Source organism: Devosia equisanguinis, assembly GCF_900631955.1.
In the GTDB taxonomy this organism is placed as follows: domain Bacteria; phylum Pseudomonadota; class Alphaproteobacteria; order Rhizobiales; family Devosiaceae; genus Devosia; species Devosia equisanguinis.
In genome coordinates this window covers 1-18,228 of the sequence record NZ_UZWD01000040.1, presented here as the reverse complement: position 1 = coordinate 18,228, position 18,228 = coordinate 1, and the positions used below count along the sequence as shown (strand labels likewise).

Genomic DNA, 18,228 nt, shown 5'->3' with positions numbered 1-18,228 from the left:
ACCGCACGGCATGCGGTGGCCCCAGGTTTGTCCAGGCGATCGCCGGGTTTAAGCGAACAGCGTGTCCTCGGCCGTACCGATCAGGCGGACATGGTCAACCGTAACGGTGCCGGCCTCATCGGAAACCGCGAAGCTGGTGGCGATGTCCAGGCGATTGATGCCGGCCTCGATACGACCCATCCAGTAGCTGGCGCCGCTTTCGTCGGCGCTGCGACCCAGAATATGGGTGTAGAGCAGGTCGATAAAGGCAGAGTTGGAAAGGCTTGCGCTGAGGCCGGAGAACTCGTCGCTCGCGGAGAACGAGGCGGCGATGTCGTCGACCCCGGCACCCTCAGCGGCGCGTCCGATCCAATAAGCCAAACCGTCGAAATCCGCGGCGCGGCCCAGCACAAGGTCGTAAAGCCGGGCCACCTGCGCCTCGACTGCGCTCGCCGTCAGCACCAGCACATCGGCGGGATTATTGGCGAATGAGAAGAACTGAACATTGCTCGCGGTGATCAGGTCGCCGGAGTCCTTATGCGTGAGCTGCACAGTGGCGCTCCCAGCGTCGAGTGCATATTGCGCCGACGTGTCGGACAGTACGATGCGATCGAATCCGGCACCGCCATTGATGGTGCCGGTGCTGGTCACCACCACGGTGTCGTTGCCGCGGCCCATATTGGCGAAACCACCCGCGCTGGACAGCGTAACGAGGTCGGCGCCGTCACCGGCAAACACCGCGCCCACCTTGGTATCCGCCGTGATAGTCACATCAACGCCGGCAATGTTTGCTGCGCCGGTCGCCAGATTGACCACAACTGCATCCGAGATGGCCGCCAGGTTCAGCGTATGGTTGCCGGTGCTGTTGGCCAGCGTGGTGCGCGCGGCATCGGTCCCCGCCACCGTGGCGAAGTCGTTGGTATAAATATAGGTGCGGTCGGCGCTGGCGTTGGAGCCATAGGCCCGCAGCTCGAAACCCTGCAGGCTGCCGACATTGCCCAGCTTTTCGTCGGTGACCACCACGGTCCATGTCCCGCCACTGGTCTCGCCCATGAACTCGTTGCTGGTAAGCGTGTGGATCAGCTTTGTGGGATCGAAGGTGCCCGGTCCGTCGCCCATAATGGCCTTCGTGATTTCGGTGACGCGGCCGTCGCTGGGGCGATAGAGCAGGGTGGATTCTGTGCCGTTCGGTGAAATGAGGGTGAGCGTCAGGTCCCCGATTTCCTCGTGGACGAGGCTGAGATCGAGCTCCATGGTCTCGATGCTGACGCCATCGGCCAATTCGAAGGTGAACTGAATGGCGCCGCCATCGGGAATAGCGACGTTATCGAGGGAAAGGTCGGTGCCGACATAGACTTCGTTGCTATAGACGCTTTGCTTGGTCCAGGTTTCGGCAAGGCGTACTGCCGCGGTCGCATCGACCATGCCGAAGCCATAGTTGTAATTGCTGAGCAGCCCGCCGCCATTGTGGTTCGTGGCTCCATTGACCATCCAGGCGGGTTCCTCCGGATCGATATGGCGCGCCGAATAGGCCAGGATTTCCTTGACGTCACGATAGCCCAGGAGGGGATTGGCCTCCAGCATCAGCGCCACGATGCCAGATACCACCGGCGTCGCGAAGGAGGTGCCGGACGATGTGTAGTCGTCGCCAGGACCGTATCCGTCCGGTCCCCTGATATCGGTCGAGGTCACATTGGTGCCTGGGGCGGACACCAGCACGGCGGCGCCCGGCGTGGTGTATCCATAGTCATCGCCCGGCTCCGAATAGGTGCCATCGTGGTCAACCGAGCCAACGGTGATGATGAAACGCGAATTCTGCAGGCTGTCGGTGTTCACGTCGGCGAATGGCGACTGGCCGGTCCAGGTAAACCCATGTTCGGCGAATATGCGCGAATAGGAATAGCTGTTGCCTGCTGCAAAAAGAATATTCAGGCCCAGTCCATCACGTCCGGTCGAAACGGCATGGGTGAGATTGTCCAGCAGGCTGGGGTCGTTGTGGAACGTGGCAACGAAGGGGATGGTGTATCCCCAGCTGTTGTTCATGACGTCGAAGCCGGCGTCGGCCGCGCGGCTGAAGGCTGTCGAGGATTCATTGGTGCCGAAATTGGCATAGGCGGTGAATTTCGCGCCAAAGGCCACACCGATGACCCCGGTGCCCGAGCCATCCGCGGCGATCAGTCCGGAGACGAATGTGCCATGCGCTTCATAGGGCTTAACGTGAAGATATGATCCATCCGTGGTCCCGGTGGTGTATTCATAGCTCAGTTCCGGCAGGTAGTTGCCGATCAGGTCGGGGTGGCCGGTGTCGATGCCGCTGTCGAAGACGACGACCTTGACGCCGTTGCCGGTATAGTCTTCCCAGACCGGCAGGACGTTGATGTCGATTCCAGCCGTACCCCCGGTCTGGCCCTGGTTCGACAAATGCCACTGGTCCGGTCGAAGCGAAAAATCTGCCGGCAACTTCGTCATGAAAATAACCCCCTGATAGCGCGCGAAAAATGCGTCGGGGAGAACCTATGCCAGGCTTTGTAAACAAGCTCTGGACATGGCTGCAGGTTTTTGCGGCGAGTTGACGATTGTGAACGCGGCCGTGTCGGCGTCAGCCATGCAGAGAGAGCGGCCGTGGCCGCTCTCCCTTTTGCTTGAAAAGACTAGAGGTACCAGAGGGGCTGCTCTGGTGTGTCCCCGATCAATGCACTGGTCTCGTCGCTTGCCGCAAAGGACAATACGATATCCTCGCGATGCACGCCGCGGCCCAGTTCGGCCAGCCAGTAGTTCATGCCATCGGTATCCGGTGCGCGGTGGAAGGCCTGTTCGTAGAGCGCCACCAGGAACTGCTCGTTGGTTCCGCCATCGGGGCCCGGCAACCGACCGAACTCGTCCGACGCGAGGAAGGAGCGGGTGATGTCGACAAGGCTGGTATTGCCTGCGAGCTTGCTGACCCAATAGTCGAGCCCGCCCTGATCCGCAGGACGACCGAATATGGTTTGGTAGAGCTTGTAGAGCGTCCCCTGGTCCCCCGACAGGTCGATCGTGGTGTATGAGACAGTGCCGTTCTGGAACACGATATGCTCGATACTGTCGAGCGTGTCGGTACCTTCGGGGCCCGAGACAACCAGCTGGCCGAGGCTGTTGCGGTGGATTTGCACCGTCTCGAACGTGCCCTCGTAGAGAGCCTTGTCGTAACCGGCGCCACCCGATAGGAAATCATCACCCGGGCCACCAAACAGCGTGTCATTGCCATCGTCACCGAACAGGCGATCATTGCCGCCGACCGAGCCGATGGTGTCGTCGCCGGCACCGCCATGCAGTTCGTCGTCGTCTGCACCGAGCACGATATATTGGCTGCCGCCATCGGCGAAGACCGTCTGCGAGCCCGCACCACCGGTGATCGTGGCATTGCCGACCACCACGGCGAACGAGACATTGTCGAACTGCAGCACCGCGCCGGGAGGCAGTCCCTTCGTGTCGACAATCAGCATCGTCTGTGTCGAGCCGTTGCCCACAGCGCCGGAGATGATGATCGGGCTCGACAGGGCATCCACCCCCGGTGCGACAGTCGGCACGATTGTCTGGACGATCACGGGGGTGCCGGTGGGCAGGTTGGAGAGGTATTGCTGGCCACCAGCCAAAAGTGTCGGATCGACTGAGGTGCCGCCTTGTGATCCCAGCTGCGCGGTGAATTGCGTTGTCGAGCTGGTGCTGGTGGTTGGCGTAACCGTCCCCGATACAGTCAGCCCGACACCGGGGGGAACGTCGACAGACAGCACCGTGCCGCCATTGCTGCCAGTCACCAGCGGAATCTTGACAGGCGTCGTCGTGCTCCCGGAAATGACGGGGATCGTCACCACATGGGTTTTGGACCCGTCCGGCTGCGTCGTGGTCGATGTCGTGACCGTGACGCCCCCGATTGTCTCCGTTTCGGTAGTCTGTGTCGGCTGCGTCGGGGTGACCGGCGCTGCTGTAACCGTCATCGCAAAGGTCTGACCGTGGATCGCGAGCGAATTGTCTTCGCCGCCATCGGCAAGCGAGAATGCAAATTGCTGCTGCCCAGCGCTGCTGCCGGCCATATAGGTCAGCCGCCCCTGGTTCACGTCGTCCTGGGTGAAGGTGTCGTTTGCCTGCAGCACCGTGTTGCCCAGCCGAAGCTGGCCGCCGGTCGGAAGGCTGCCGATCGTATAGGTCAGCCCAGAGGGCAGATCGTCGGCATCGGCGGCAGTGAGCATCGCTGCAGTGATCGTGAGCGTCGCGCCAGCGGTTACCGACGCGCCTGCATTGACCGTGAGCGTTGGAGCGTCATTGCGGCCGGTGACTGTGACACTGGCCGACGATGTCGATGTATTTCCGGCGCTGTCAGTGATGGTGAAGTCAACCGACGTTAGTGCCGTGTCGCCGGATGCCAGGCCGACGAAAGCGGTCTGCGGATCAAAACTCAGCGTGCCGTCTGCCTGCAGCACGAAGCTGCCGCCATTGCTGCCGGCGACGGCATTGCCTACAGCCACCGCATGGCCACCCACGGCCTGGACGGCAATCGCCCCCGTGTCATTGCTGAGCACATTGAGCAGGACTGCTACGCCGTTGCGCAAGTCCAGGCTTGCCGTGTCGGCAACCGCCGTCGGCGGTGTCGTGTCGATTGTGACGGTGCTCGTCTGGCTGACGAAGCTGTTGTCCACGGCGTCGAAATACTCGGCATGAACGGTATGGTTACCTTCGGCCATGGTCACTGTCGTGATTGACCAAGAACCACCGACTACGGTGCCCGTTCCCAGGGCAAGATGGTTGGCGTCGAACAGCTTGACCGTCGCGCCGTCTTCACCGGTGCCGGTAAATGTCAGCGCTGTGCTGGCGGTGATCCCATCGGCACTGGAGAGGCCAGTGTCGGATGCGGCGGCCAGGGTCGGTGCCGATCCCGTCGGGCGGACGCTGTCGATAAGGTCATCGGTATTGGCAAGAGCGGTCGTATAGGCGTCCGATACGTTTCCTGCCGCGTCGCGGAGCTGGATCGAGACCGGAATGTCCTGGTTGGCCGCGATGGACGGGTGGCCCTCCGCCACGGTGTAAATAGCGGTGTAGATGCCGCCGCCAAGGTCCGTAAAGCTGGTGAGGGCCTGTCCATTGACCGAGCCGGCCTGCAGCGACAATCCAGCTTCACCTGCATTTATGGTGACGAGCAGAGTGCTGCCGATACCGAGCGGCGCATCTGGAGCGGAAATCGACGTAATGACGGGTTTCACGTCATCGCCCACGGTAACCGTAAAGGCCTTTTCCAGGAACAGACCGTCGGCATCGATTGTTTTCAGCCGCACATTATAGGTGCCTGCCTCAAGCGCCGAGACGGCGCGCAATTCGTTGCCGACAATGGTGAAACGGCCATTTTGCCCATCGCCGGCGCCCGCAACCAATTCATAGGTGAAGGTGTCACCGCTGTCGGGATCCGTCGTCAAGAGCGTGGCGACCGTCGCATTCGCGCCGGAGCTACTCTGGTTTGTGGACAGGGCGCTCAGTGCAAGGTTGGTCGGCTTCTCGTTTACGTCATTGAGCGTAATCGTCACGGTGCCCGTCGCATCGACTATGGTGTCGCCATCTTCGTCGTCAACGCCGACGAGGAGGCTGAAGGCGGCATTGTGCTCGAAATCGAGCTTGCTGCTGTCCGCCACCGTGATCGCTCCGGTCGCCGCGTTGATCGCGAACGCGCCGCTCTCGTTGCCGGAGATGATGGAATATGTCAGGCCATTATTGTCGCCGAAGGCCACGAGCGTAACCACTGGCGTGCCAGCCGTGGCGTTTTCATTAATGCTGGCCTGTATGGACGGCAGAACCGGCTTTACGTCAGCAACTGACAACGACAATTGCGCGGTTTTTGTTGCGCTTCCGTCACCAGTAGACACCGACAGCGTCACCGGGCCAGTATAGTTTGCGGTGGGGGCGAAGCTCAACGATGCCAGGGCTGCATTGATGTTTGCCAGGGAGCCGGAAAAGCTCAGCGTACCGTCGAAACCGTTCGGGTCAGAAAAACTCAACCCTGCCGTTGTTGAAAGAGCGAGGGCCCCGTGGTTGACGTTGAGGGTAACGGTTTGTGCGTCTCCATCCACGTCCGCTATCGAAATGCCGCTGAGCGCCACCGAGGAATTTTCCAGGATGGATGGTGCAGACGGCAGGTTGATGGTGGGGGCGGAGTTGACGCCCGTCACCGCGATGGACGCCGTGCCGACATCGGTCAGGCCAGTTGAATCGGCAATGGTGTACTGAAACGATGTGGTGCGGGTGACGCCGCGGGCAAGGTCGGTAAAGTCGCCGTCTTCGCGGAACTGCAGCTGGCCGCTGCTGCTGACCTTGATCTGGCCGCCCCCCTGCAAGTCGATCCACTGATTGGGATTGAGGTTCACACCATTGATCTTGGTCACTGTCGAAATGTCGACAATCCCGAAATTGCCGAGATTATCGAGGTCGGTGTCATTGGCCAGAATGTTTGCCCCTGACAGGGTCTGGCCCACATTGATGGCGAAGCTGTCGTCGACGGCCACCGGGGCGTCGTCCAGCATGTTGTCATAGAACACCGTCTGGTTGATCACCGTGCCGGGCTGGAAGCCGAGCAGGAACCAGTTCAACTCCAACACCTTGGTCGAGGCGGTGTAGGTCGGCGCATAAACGGTATTCACGCCGTTCATCTGCCCCGCCATTTCGACCGTGCCAGGGGCGGCTCCCGTGGGCGCCAGGTTCTCGATCTTGATCTTGATGCCCGTCGGCTGCGCCTGGCCGCTGAACTGGGCAAAGACCTGATTGCCGGAAATGTCGACCTTCAACCAGCCGTCGAGCAGGCCGTTGGGGCCCTGCACCGGCTCGATGGTGCCGTTGCCATCGGTATCCGAGAGGATGCGGGAGGAGAAATACTGGTTCAGCTCGATTCCAGATCCCACCGTCACCGAATTGACCGTGATCGGCACGGTGGTTTCAAACCACCCTTGCAGTTCAAGCGAAATCTTGACCTGAATACCTTCAAGGCTGGCCGACATGTCCGTAATTCTCCCTACGAGTAATTACGGATTATCATTGCCCGAATCAGAAGTCAGTGGGGCGGCCTGGTAACATTTCGCTAACCATTGAGTTTCGTTAACGGCCAAGGTCTCGAGGGCGAGTTTCGGCACTGCCCTCAGGCCCCTCTACCCCGATTTTCTCCGCTACAGGTGAAAGTCGCCTGCCGATTCCGGTTGGTAGATCACCCGGTCGATGCGGATGCGTCGTGTGCGCTCCGACACCGTCCAGTCAATGGCGTCGCCTTCCTGGTAACCGAGCAGGGCGGCGCCGATTTCGGAGAGGACGGACAGCTTGCCAGCGCGGTCGTCGGCCTCGTGCGGATAGACCAGCGCCACTTCCAGAGCTTCGTCGTCGAGGTGCAGCAACACCCTGGAATTCATCGTCACCACGTCTGGCGCGACTTCTTTAGGCTCGACGACAATCGCGCGTTCGATTTCATGCTCGAGGTCGGCAATCACCGCACCTTGTTCGCAGGCAATTAGGTCTTCGAGCCGCTCTTTGTCCATTTCGGTTATAAAGATGTCGCCTGTATCGGCAAGCGCGCCGCTGCGCAGCAGCTGCCGGTAGCGGCCGGCCGTCAACGACAGGGATTGCAGCGTCGGCGTCTCGTGGTGGAGCGCAAAGCCGCACCGCTCGAACGCCTTGAGCGAACCGATATTGTCGGGGTGGATCCTGGCGATGACGGTGCGCGCGCGCATGTCGAGAAAGGCCAGCTTCAGCCCCTCGCGAATGCTGCTGGCGCCCAGGCTGCGGCCCCAATTGTCGTGGTCGCCGATAACCAGCACGATCTCGCAATCCCCACCGGTCTTGACCAGGCGCACGAAGCCCACCGGACGATCGTTTCGGTCATAGGTCATGAAGAAGCGGCCGCCCTGGTTGAACAGATGCGTCAGGATCGGCAATTGGGTCCGGTCTATGGCCTCGGCGATGAAGCGCGAGACGCTGCGTGAATCGCTGAGATAGCGGGTGACCCGCTCATCCTCCAGCCAGTCCATCAGGATCAGGGCATGCGTGCGGGTGATTTCCGGACGCAACGAAACAAAAGGCTTGCTCATCTTCGCCACCTTGGTCGCTCAAATGAAAGCCTGTCACGGCATTGCCATGCTGGTTCTTTCGGCTCGGCGCGCGACGCGCCAAACCTCTCCATAGCAAGAAGTCGCCGGATAAGGCCAGGGAAGGGATGCGGGCAGGGGACATATGGGAAGAAATGTCTCCCACCTCTCCAATCCTCTTGCATCTTTCGCGCCTGCCCCCTAGAAACCGCCCTCGTGAGGCCGCGTGGCGGAGTGGTTACGCAGCGGATTGCAAATCCGTGTATTCCGGTTCGATTCCGGACGCGGCCTCCATTCAGTTTTCCCATATCGTTGATCGTATCGTTCCGGCGGCGCCATGGCCCGCGTCCATTTGGCGCGGCTGGTTGGAACAACCGGCGGGTTCGCGGGTTGGCTAGGGGTAAACAGGGAGACTTTGCCCATGGCCAGACCCACCAAAGACAGCGTCAATGACAGCACTCCGGCGCCGCTGGAAACCGGGGAAGGTGAGCAAAAGGACGACAATATCGACGATCTTGGCCACCGGCCGGATGGAAAGACCCAGGACCAGCCCGTCGACAACCACGCGCCGGCCGACAAGCCAAAAAAATCGGTTGGCCCGTAGCAGGTTTTCCCCAGCGCGGCATTTTTATGGCCCGGTGAGGCGGTCACGGGCTTGTGTCGGACAAGCGTGATGGATATTCACGTCCAGCATATGCCCTTGGCTGTGAATGGACCAGATCGCAAATGGTGGATTATGCCCGCGCCCGGCGCGCCATGGTGGACAGCCAGTTGAGCACCAGCGGCGTCTATGATCGCCGCCTGCTTTCGGCGATGGGTCGCCTGCCGCGTGAGATGTTCGTGCCCGAACCGCGCAAAGCCATCGCCTATATCGATGAACCGCATCTGATGCGGGAAGGGTCGGGACGTTTCCTGGCCGCACCGGCTGTCTTTGCACGCCTGGTGGAACTGGCTGACATCGGTGAGCAGGACGAGGTGCTCGATCTGGGCGCCGGCAGCGGCTATTCGACCGCAGTGCTGGCCTGTCTTTCGGCGCATGTGCTGGGGCTGGAGGCCGATGCAGCGCTGGTGGACGAGGCCAATGCGCGTCTGGCAGCCCTGGGTCTTGATACGGCGCGGGTGGTGTTTGGCGACGAACACAGCCTCAATGCCGAAATGTTCGATGTCATCATCGTCGAAGGGGCTTTGCCCGATGCGCCCGCCGATCTCATAGCGCGGCTGCGACCCGGAGGGAGGCTGGTCGCACTGATCCGACAGGGCGGCGTTGGCGTAGCAACCGTTTATCTGAACGGCGTCGACGGAGTCACGGCTCGTACAGAATTCAATGCTAGTCTGCATGATCTGCGCCCCGCTGCGGCGGGCGAGCGCTTCGTTTTTTGAGATTCTCTTGGTCTGTTGCCGTGGCGACACGGTGAAAGATGAAGAACAGGTTAATGATTGTCAGGGATTGCCTGGGTCCGTTGTAAACCCCATGTGCCGGGCGGTATGTGTCTTGGGGTCTGGAGGCCGTTGATGAAGTTTCAGAGCGTATTTGGGGCGAGCGTGCTCGCCATCGCGCTGTCCTGGGGTGGTGCGGGTGCCGCTTCGGCCCAGTCCATTTCCGATGCGCTGACGGCGGCCTACCAGCATGCGCCGGACCTGCAGGCGGCTCTGCTCAACGCCAAGGCCTCGGCTGAAAATATCGTGCAGGCCCAGTCGCGCAAGCTGCCGACCATCGGCGCTTCCATCGGCGGCAACCAGAACTATTCGCTCAATGGCGGCAACTGGTCGCGCGGCAGCACGCTGACCGCCGGGATCAGCTACAACCAAACCATTTTCGATAATTTCCAGACCGAGGCGCAGATCGAAGCGGCTCGTGCCGGCGCGGAAGCTGCCGAATACCAGATCCGCAATGCCGAGCAGAACGTGCTGCTCAATGTCATTCAGGCCTATATGGCGGTGCTGAGCGGCCGGCAATTGGTGGCGCTGCGCGAGGAAAATATCCAGTTCTTCCAGGCGCAGCTGCAGTCGGCGCGCGACCGTCTCGATGTCGGCGAGGGTACGCGTATCGACGTGGCTCAGGCCGAGGCGCGTCTGGCCCAGGGCCAGGCGGCATTGCGTGCCGCCACCAGCAACCTCGAAGTCAGCCAGGCAACCTTCCAGCGCTATGTTGGCGCCCGGCCGCAGGGCCTGGGCACGGCGCATAATTTCGGCAAGCTGATCCCGGCTTCCCTCGACACCGCAATTGCAGAGGCCGAGGTCGGGCATCCGGCCATCCTCATGGCCAAGGCCGCTATTCGGGCCGCCCAGGCCAGCACCGATGCAGCCCAGGCGGCCTTCGGTCCCACGGCCTCGGTCACTGGGCAGGTCGGCACGCGCTGGACCGGTCCATCCGGCAATCCCCAGGCTGACGGCATCAGCGCCTCGGTTGGCTTCCAGATCACCGTACCGATCTATGCTGGCGGCGCCATCGGCTCCAGCGTGCGCAAGGCCAATCTCAACCAGATCAAGTCTGAAGTCGACGCCATGTCGGCCTATGACCAGATCCGCGAGGCGGTTATCTCCGCCTGGGCCGGCATCCAGAGCGCCGATGCGCAGAGCCAGGCGGCGCAGGCCGCCGTTACCGCCAGCACCACGGTGCTCGATGGCGTGATCCAGGAACGCGATCTGGGCACCCGCACCACGCTCGACGTGCTCAATGCCCAGGCCGAGCTGACCAGCGCCCGCGAGGCAGTGATCAACGCTGCCAACAATAAGGTGGTGGCCACCTTCTCGCTGCTCGCCGCCATGGGGCGCCTGACCGCTGCCGATCTCGGTCTGCCGGTCACCATCAAGACGGCCGTTCCCTATACGCAGACTGTTCAGGACGTGTGGCAGGAGCTGCGCACCGTCCAAGACTGACGCTTTCTAACCTATTTCGCGTATCCCTTGTGGCCAGGCTCGTCCTGGCCACAAGTTTTTGTGGGAGAAGTCCGACTTGCCCTGATGTGGCGATTCCACAGCGGCGACCCAGAAGGTAAGGTGTTATTTACGAATCAGGGCGAAGCCAGTTGCGGGGTTGTCGCTACTATCGGGTCATGAGTAAGAGGCACTGATGAACAAGCCGGCACCCAAAGAACCGTCCATGGACGAGATTCTGTCCTCCATTCGGCAGATCATCGCGGACGACGATGCGGCCGCTGTGCCTCGCCGCCCTGCGGCCCTGCATGCCGCCCCGCCGATGGAAGCCGCGCCCGCCCGTCTCGTCAGCGACAATGCCGATCGCGACCTCTCAGATATGCTCGACGATATCGAGCCGCTGGCTTTGTCGCCTGCCCAGATCGTCGAGGACGAGGACGACGAGGTTGGTGGCTTCAGTTTCGACTCCCTGCTTGCCGACACGGAAGGAGACGTGGCCGAGGAGCCGAGCGCCGCTCTGGTCGAAGCAGAGGATATCACCTTCGAGCCCGCGGAAGAGCTGCCTTCATTCGATCCGCCAGCGATGAATTTCGACCCGGAGCCGGAGTTTTCGCCCGAACCCGAGCCGGTCGTTGCCTTCGCGCCGCCGCCCATGCCAGAGCCCGAGCCGGCCCCGATGGCTGCGGCGCAGCCCAAGGCCAGTCTTGCCGAAGTGGCGCCCTTGCCCGATCCGACATTGACCAGCGACATGGCCAATGAACTGCTGGAGCCGGCCACCAAGGCGGCGGTGCGCAGTTCGATTGGCAAGCTCAATGCGCTGGGCATTGGCAATCCCGGCCTCACCATCGAGGCCATGATGCGCGAAATGCTGCGCCCCATGCTCAAGGAATGGCTGGACGAGAACCTGCCATCCGTGGTCGAGCGCATGGTGGAAAAGGAAATCTCCCGCATTTCCCGCGGTGAGTAAGGTTTCGGGGTTGCGTCGCTGTTGACCCCGTCCACCGCATTTGCTTGAAGTCTGCCAACCTTTTTTCGACCCGCCACGGTCTCTCCGGGCGGGTCGCTGCTGTTGCGAGTGACGTGATGCTTGAAAAGACCTATGAACCCGCCGCCGTCGAAAAGCGCATTTTCGACGCCTGGATCGCTGCCGACGCCTTCAAGGCCGGGGCAGGGGCCAAGCCCGGCGCGGAGCCCTTCACCATCGTCATTCCGCCGCCCAATGTGACCGGGTCGCTGCATATCGGCCACGCGCTCAACAACACCGTTCAGGACATTCTCGTCCGCTTCAACCGCATGCTGAAGAAGGACGTGCTCTGGCAGCCCGGCATGGACCATGCCGGCATCGCCACCCAGATGATTGTCGAGCGTCAGCTGATGGAGCGCCAGCAGCCGGGCCGTCGTGAAATGGGCCGCCAGAAATTCGTCGAACGCGTCTGGGAGTGGAAGGGCGAGAGCGGCGGCACGATCATGAATCAATTGAAGCGCTTGGGCGCTTCTGCCGATTTTTCGCGTGAACGTTTCACCATGGGCGCAGCAGGCGAGCCGGACGACCAGATGGTCCGTGCCGTCATCAAGGTGTTCGTCGAGCTGCACAAGCGCGGTCTGATCTATCGCGCCAAGCGCCTGGTGAACTGGCATCCGGGCCTCGAAACCGCCATCTCCGACCTCGAAGTGGAGAACATCGAGGTCAAGGGCCATATGTGGCACCTGCGCTATCCGCTGGCCGATGGCGTGACCTACGAGTTCCCCGTCAAGGACGAAGAGGGCAACGTCACCGGCACCGAGACGCGCGACTACATCATCGTCGCTACCACCCGCCCGGAAACCATGCTGGGCGACGTCGCCGTCGCCGTGCATCCGGAAGACGAGCGCTATGCCGGTCTTGTCGGCAAGTTCATCGAGCTGCCGCTGGTTGGTCGCCGTATTCCCGTTGTTGCCGATGAGTATGCCGACCCGACCCTGGGCACCGGCGCGGTGAAGATTACCCCGGCGCATGATTTCAACGACTTTGAAGTCGGCGTCCGCGCCGGCGTCGAGCCGATCAATGTCTTCACCACCCGCGGCGCCATCATCGATGCCGATTTCGTGCCCGCAAAATATCGCGGCATGGACCGGTTCGACGCCCGCAAGGCTATCGTTGCCGATCTCAGCGCGCTGGCCGAAGAAAACCCGACGCGCGGCCTCGATCACATCGAAGACAAGAAGATCATGGTGCCGCATGACGAGAAGAGCAAACTCGTCGTCATCGAGCCCTTCCTGACCGACCAGTGGTGGGTCAAGGCCGATGTGCTGGCCCAGCCGGCGCTGGCTTCGGTGCGCGAAGGCCGCACCAAGTTCGTGCCGCAACAATACGAAAACACCTATTTCGCCTGGCTCGAAAACATCAAGCCCTGGTGCATTTCGCGCCAGCTCTGGTGGGGCCACCAGATTCCGGCCTGGTATGGTCCCGATGGCGAAGCCTTTGTCGCCTCCGACGAGGCCGAGGCTCTGGCCGCAGCCGAAAAGCACTATGGCAAGCCGGTGGAGCTCACCCGCGATCCCGACGTGCTCGACACCTGGTTCTCCTCCGCCCTCTGGCCGTTCTCGACCCTGGGCTGGCCGGACGAGACGGCCGAGCTCAAGCGCTATTACCCGACCAGCGTGTTGGTCACCGGTTTCGACATCATCTTCTTCTGGGTCGCCCGCATGATGATGATGGGCCTCGAATTCCTCGACGAGGAACCGTTCCACACCGTCTACATGCATGCTCTGGTCCGCGACGAGAAGGGCCAGAAGATGAGCAAGACCAAGGGGAACGTCATCGATCCCCTCAAACTCATCGACGAATATGGCGCCGATGCCACCCGCTTCACGCTTGCCGCCATGGCCGCGCAGGGGCGTGACCTCAAGCTCGCCATTTCGCGCGTCGAGGGCTATCGCAACTTCGTCACCAAGATCTGGAACGCCGCACGCTTCCTCGAGATGAACGAGTGCCGCCGCGTCGAGGGTTATGATCCCAAGGCCAACACGCTGCCGCTCAATCGCTGGATTGTCGGCGCCACCGCCCGTGGCCTGGCCGCCGTGCGCGCCGGCATCGAGGACTACAAGTTCAACGAAGCCGCCAATAGCGCCTATGATTTCGTCTGGGGCACGTTCTGCGACTGGTATGTGGAGTTCGCCAAGCCCGTCTTCATGGGCGAGGACGAGGCCGCCAAGGCCGAGACCCGCGCCACAGCCGCCTGGGCGCTCGACCAGATCCTGGTCATGCTGCACCCGATGATGCCCTTCGTCACCGAAGAGCTCTGGGAAAAGACCGGGGAATTCGGCCCCAGGCGCGAGAACCTGCTCGTGCTCACCGAATGGCCCGATCTCTCCGGCCTCGAAGATGCGGCCGCGGATGCGGAACTGGCCTGGCTGATCGATGTCATTTCCAATGTCCGCTCGGTGCGCGCCGAGATGAACGTTCCGGCTAGCGCCAAGCTGCAGCTGGTGGTCACAGGGGCAGGGGAGGAGACCCTGCGTCGCCTCGTTGCCGGCACCTCGCTGATTTCTCGTCTGGCGCGCCTCGAAGAGATCACGCCCAGCAATGACGTGCCCGGCGAGTCCGCCCAGTTCGTGGTGGGCGAAGCCACCTATGCGCTGCCGCTGGCCGGCGTTATCGACATCGCCGTCGAAAAGGCCCGCCTCGAAAAGGAAGTCGGAAAACTCGACGGCGAAATCGCCCAGATCGACAAGAAACTCGGCAATGAGCAATTCGTCGCCAAGGCGCCCGAAGAGGTGATCGAAGAGCAAAAGGCCCGCCGCGACGCCGCCCTCGAGCGCCGCAGCAAAATCCGCGAAGCACTCCAGCGCTTGAGCTGATCAAACGGCCCGGCAGCAATGCCGGGCCTTTTTTGTAAGTCCTAAATCCGCCCTCCAATCGCATGCAGCCCGGCATAAACCCCGCCCGCCGCCATCAGCGCCTCATGGGTGCCGTCCTCGACGATTCCCTCCTCCGTCAGCACAAGGATGCGGTCGGCATGCCTTATGGTGGAGAGCCGGTGGGCGATCACCAGCATGGTGCGCCCCTTGGCCAGCTCAAGCAGCGCCGCCTGCACCGCTCGCTCGCTTTCATTGTCGAGCGCGCTGGTGGCTTCATCGAAGATCAGAATGGGCGGGTTTTTGAGGAAGGCGCGGGCGATGGTCAGCCTTTGCTTCTGCCCGCCCGACAGCTTCACTCCGCGCTGGCCGATATCAGTGCCATAGCCGTCCGGTAGGCCCATGATGAAATCATGCGCATTGGCGGCGCGGGCGGCGGCCACGATCTCGTCTTCGGTGGCGTCCGGACGGCCATAGCGCAGGTTGTCGGCCACCGAGCCGGCAAAGAGATAGACGTCCTGCTGTACCAGCCCGACCTGCCGCCGCAGGCTGGCCAGGCTTAAACCCCGCACATCCACCCCCTCTACGCTGATGCTGCCGCCCTGCACGTCATAGAAGCGCGGGATGAGGCTGCAGAGCGTGGTCTTGCCCACGCCCGAAGGGCCCACCAGCGCCACGAATTGCCCTGGCATGATGTCGAAGGTCAGCCGGTCGAACACCGGCCGCGCCGCGCCCTCATAGCCAAAGCGCACATCCTTGAAACTGATGGCCCCGCGTACCGGCTCCAGGGTAATCGCGCCGGGCCGATCGACAATATCGGGCTCGATCTCGAGCAACTCCATGGCCCTCGTGAAGCCGGTAAAACCCTCCTGCCAGAGGCGGATGAAGTTATCGAGCCGCTTGATGGGATCGAGAAACACTCCGATGCACAGCAGCAGCGTCAGCAGATCGCCGGCCGACAGGTTGGCGGTCAGGATGCGGTGCGCCCCGAGCACAATCACCACGATGGTGACCAGCTGCCCAAAGCCGTCCATGCCGCTCCAGAGCAGGGCCTCACTGCGATAGCCGTCCTCGCGACTCCGCACGAAGCGCTGGTTTTCTACGTCGAACCGACCCAGTTCCGCCGCCTCGGTGCCGAAGGATTGCACCACGCGAATGCCGCCCAGCGCATCCTCAACCTGCTCGTTCACCCCGGCAATGCGCTCCTTGCTGCGGGTCATCGCCAGCCTCATGCGATTGTTGAAATGCAGCGCATAAGCGATTGCTAAAGGCAGGAGAGCCAGGATCGCCAGCGCGACGATTGGATCGATAAGCGCGATGATGGTCAGGGCACCGATAAACTTCAGCACCGCGATGGTGAGGTCTTCGGGTCCGTGGTGGAACAGCTCGCCCAGCCACAACGAGTCATTGCTGATGCGGCTCATCAGCTGGCCGGTGCGCTGCCTGTCATAGAAGGTGAATGAGAGTTTTTGGCAGTGCTCGAACAGGTCGCGTCGCACCTGTGCCTCGATCTTGGCGCCCATGGCATGGCCGCGATAATCGACGAAATAGGTCGCAACCGCCTGCACGATGAACACAGCGACCATAGACGCGCCTATGGCCAGCAGCTGCCAGGTGGCGTCAGGCGCGTCCTGCAGATGCTGTAGCTGCGAGACGATGGAATTGGCCAGCAAGGGCAGGGTGATGGCCGTGCCAGCCACCAGCACGGCAGCCGAAAGCACTGCTGCCAGCAGTTTTATGTGCGGCCGATAATAGCCCAGGAAGCGGGCAAAGCGTGTGGGTTTGCGCGCAGCGTGCTGCGGCGCTTCGGTCGATCCGAAAAAGCGGAGGAAAAGCGGGTTACGGCGTCGGTTGGCTGGCCGCGCTCCCCGGGAACAAGTCCGATGCATGAGAGATCATGTCCGATTGGAAATGGGAAAGGGTCGTGCTGGACATGATCTTTTTCATTTCGGTCTCCCGGTCGCGCATCGCGATAACGCCGCAACTATCGCCAGCGAGGAGAGTGTGGGCAATCGCGGATCCGTGATTGGACGGGGAAACCGGTGTGGCTGTGACGATTCGGCAACATGGATGGTGAATCCGGTTTCAGCGGCGAGACGGCAAGGAATTGGCGATGTTTGTCGCCACAATCTCATCTTAAACGAGACGCCAAGGCATTCGGGGGCGGGTGCTGGCGACGATGATGGGGTGCCATGTTCGGGCCCTTGGTCTGTCGTGCTCTGCTCCCTTTGCCACGGAATGGGCGGGACTCCGCCGGATTATGGTGAGCATGTGCGTGACCTTGCGTTTTTGACTGCAGAGCGGACCCCGGCCCGATGGGCGGCATTCGCAAAGCGCGCGCTTGTGATGGGCATGGCTGAAATGCTGTCACAATGCCGGTTTACCCAAAATTCATACTTTGCTTTTTCCGCGCGGTTTTGCGGTGCAAGCTTGATACGAGAAATTCCGGGCATGGCCACAGGCCTGCCCACGGCAGTTCTGGAAGGCCCAGCTGCCGATCTGTCATCTGCCCAGCTTCCGGCGGGCAAAAGGAGAATCATGCGGACCATACGGGAACACTCCCTGGCTTCCGCTGCGGCTGGCTTCGCCCTTGCCTTTTTGGCAGCGGTGATCCCCGCCCAGGCCCAGACGGCAGCCGATGCCGCGCTCGATCTGGCAAATATGCTGGACGGCGCTGGCGGCGGTGTGTCGGGCGATGCTTATATTTCGGCGCTCGAAAACGCCGCCGAGGCCGGGCAGCCGCTCGCTCTCTGGCAGCTTGGCACCATGTATGAAAACGGCGAAGGCGTGGACAAGGACCCGGCGCGCGCCTTCGGCTATTTCGCCCAGATCGCCAATCAGCATGCCGATGCGGCGCCCAAGGGCGTCGAGGCTGATATCGTCGCCCAGTCTTTCGTCAAGGTCGGCGACTATTACCGCGAAGGCGTGCCCGATGCTGGCATTCCCGCGGATATCGATCGCTCGCATGCGCTGCTGCTGCATGCCGCCACCTATTTCGGCGATGCCGATGCCCAATATCGCGTTGGGCTACTCTATACCGAAGAAGGCGGGCTTGGCGTCAACGCCATTCAGAGCGCCCGCTGGTTCTCGCTGGCTGCCCGCAAGGGCCATTGCCTGGCCCAGGCCCGTCTCGGCGACATGCTGTTCAATGGCGTGCAGGGCATCGAGGCGCAGCCGGTGGAAGGGCTGATGTGGCTCAACCTCTCCCATATTCGCTGCCAGGGCACGGTGGATCAGGCACAGGTCGATGACCTCCTCAACCGCGCCAGCTCCATAGCGCTTCCCGAAGACCGCACCAACGCCGCGGCCCTCGCCGAATCCATCGCGCCGCAGTTCGCCAATTTCTGAGGGGCGGTGGCGCAGCGTGCTGTCCTCCGGGGTGTTCCCTACCTTTCGCCCACCCACCAGCCGTCACCCTCCCCACCGGCCGTCACCCTCGGGCCTGACC

10 protein-coding genes and 1 tRNA gene are annotated in these 18,228 nt (G+C 62.0%); 7 read left to right on the top strand and 4 right to left on the bottom strand.

Annotation, left to right across the window (positions count from 1 at the left end; genetic code table 11):
* Nucleotides 1-48: 48 nt before the first annotated feature.
* The 3 genes from DEVEQU_RS16655 to DEVEQU_RS16645 all read right to left on the bottom strand — a co-directional run bounded on the left by DEVEQU_RS16655 (nucleotide 49) and on the right by DEVEQU_RS16645 (nucleotide 8,069).
* On the bottom strand, nucleotides 49-2,448 hold the full coding sequence (locus DEVEQU_RS16655) for a S8 family serine peptidase (RefSeq protein WP_126151736.1): 2,400 nt from the start codon (nucleotides 2,446-2,448) through the stop codon (nucleotides 49-51).
* 182 nt (nucleotides 2,449-2,630) lie between these two features.
* The gene (locus DEVEQU_RS16650) at nucleotides 2,631-6,992 is read right to left on the bottom strand and encodes a DUF4214 domain-containing protein (RefSeq protein ID WP_126151735.1); all 4,362 of its coding nucleotides are present in this window, start codon (nucleotides 6,990-6,992) and stop codon (nucleotides 2,631-2,633) included.
* A 165-nt stretch (nucleotides 6,993-7,157) separates the two neighbouring features.
* Nucleotides 7,158-8,069 carry a bifunctional GNAT family N-acetyltransferase/nucleoside diphosphate kinase regulator gene (locus DEVEQU_RS16645; protein WP_126151734.1) on the bottom strand — a complete coding sequence of 304 codons (912 nt, stop codon included), beginning with the start codon at nucleotides 8,067-8,069 and terminating at the stop codon, nucleotides 7,158-7,160.
* Between the two features lie 217 nt (nucleotides 8,070-8,286).
* Between DEVEQU_RS16645 and DEVEQU_RS16640 the strand changes: the two genes are divergently transcribed.
* The 6 genes from DEVEQU_RS16640 to DEVEQU_RS16615 all read left to right on the top strand — a co-directional run bounded on the left by DEVEQU_RS16640 (nucleotide 8,287) and on the right by DEVEQU_RS16615 (nucleotide 14,783).
* Nucleotides 8,287-8,360, top strand: a tRNA-Cys gene (locus DEVEQU_RS16640).
* A gap of 127 nt (nucleotides 8,361-8,487) precedes the next feature.
* Nucleotides 8,488-8,670, top strand: coding sequence for a hypothetical protein (locus DEVEQU_RS16635; protein WP_126151733.1), 183 nt, complete (start codon nucleotides 8,488-8,490; stop codon nucleotides 8,668-8,670).
* 122 nt (nucleotides 8,671-8,792) lie between these two features.
* Complete coding sequence (locus DEVEQU_RS16630) at nucleotides 8,793-9,446, top strand: protein-L-isoaspartate O-methyltransferase family protein (RefSeq protein ID WP_126151732.1); 654 nt, start codon at nucleotides 8,793-8,795, stop codon at nucleotides 9,444-9,446.
* Between the two features lie 132 nt (nucleotides 9,447-9,578).
* Nucleotides 9,579-10,946, top strand: coding sequence for a TolC family outer membrane protein (locus tag DEVEQU_RS16625; RefSeq protein ID WP_164550459.1), 1,368 nt, complete (start codon nucleotides 9,579-9,581; stop codon nucleotides 10,944-10,946).
* 193 nt (nucleotides 10,947-11,139) lie between these two features.
* Nucleotides 11,140-11,910 carry a DUF2497 domain-containing protein gene (locus tag DEVEQU_RS16620; protein WP_126151730.1) on the top strand — a complete coding sequence of 257 codons (771 nt, stop codon included), beginning with the start codon at nucleotides 11,140-11,142 and terminating at the stop codon, nucleotides 11,908-11,910.
* A gap of 116 nt (nucleotides 11,911-12,026) precedes the next feature.
* Entirely contained in the window at nucleotides 12,027-14,783 is a 2,757-nt protein-coding gene (locus DEVEQU_RS16615; protein ID WP_126151729.1) for a valine--tRNA ligase, read from the top strand.
* A gap of 41 nt (nucleotides 14,784-14,824) precedes the next feature.
* On the opposite strand, the gene DEVEQU_RS16610 is transcribed toward DEVEQU_RS16615, so the two are convergent.
* Nucleotides 14,825-16,669, bottom strand: a complete 1,845-nt coding sequence (locus DEVEQU_RS16610; protein WP_126151728.1) for an ABC transporter ATP-binding protein — start codon at nucleotides 16,667-16,669, stop codon at nucleotides 14,825-14,827.
* Nucleotides 16,670-17,318: 649 nt separating this feature from the next.
* Between DEVEQU_RS16610 and DEVEQU_RS19950 the strand changes: the two genes are divergently transcribed.
* Complete coding sequence (locus DEVEQU_RS19950) at nucleotides 17,319-18,128, top strand: tetratricopeptide repeat protein (protein ID WP_164550458.1); 810 nt, start codon at nucleotides 17,319-17,321, stop codon at nucleotides 18,126-18,128.
* The last annotated feature ends 100 nt before the right edge of the window (nucleotides 18,129-18,228 follow it).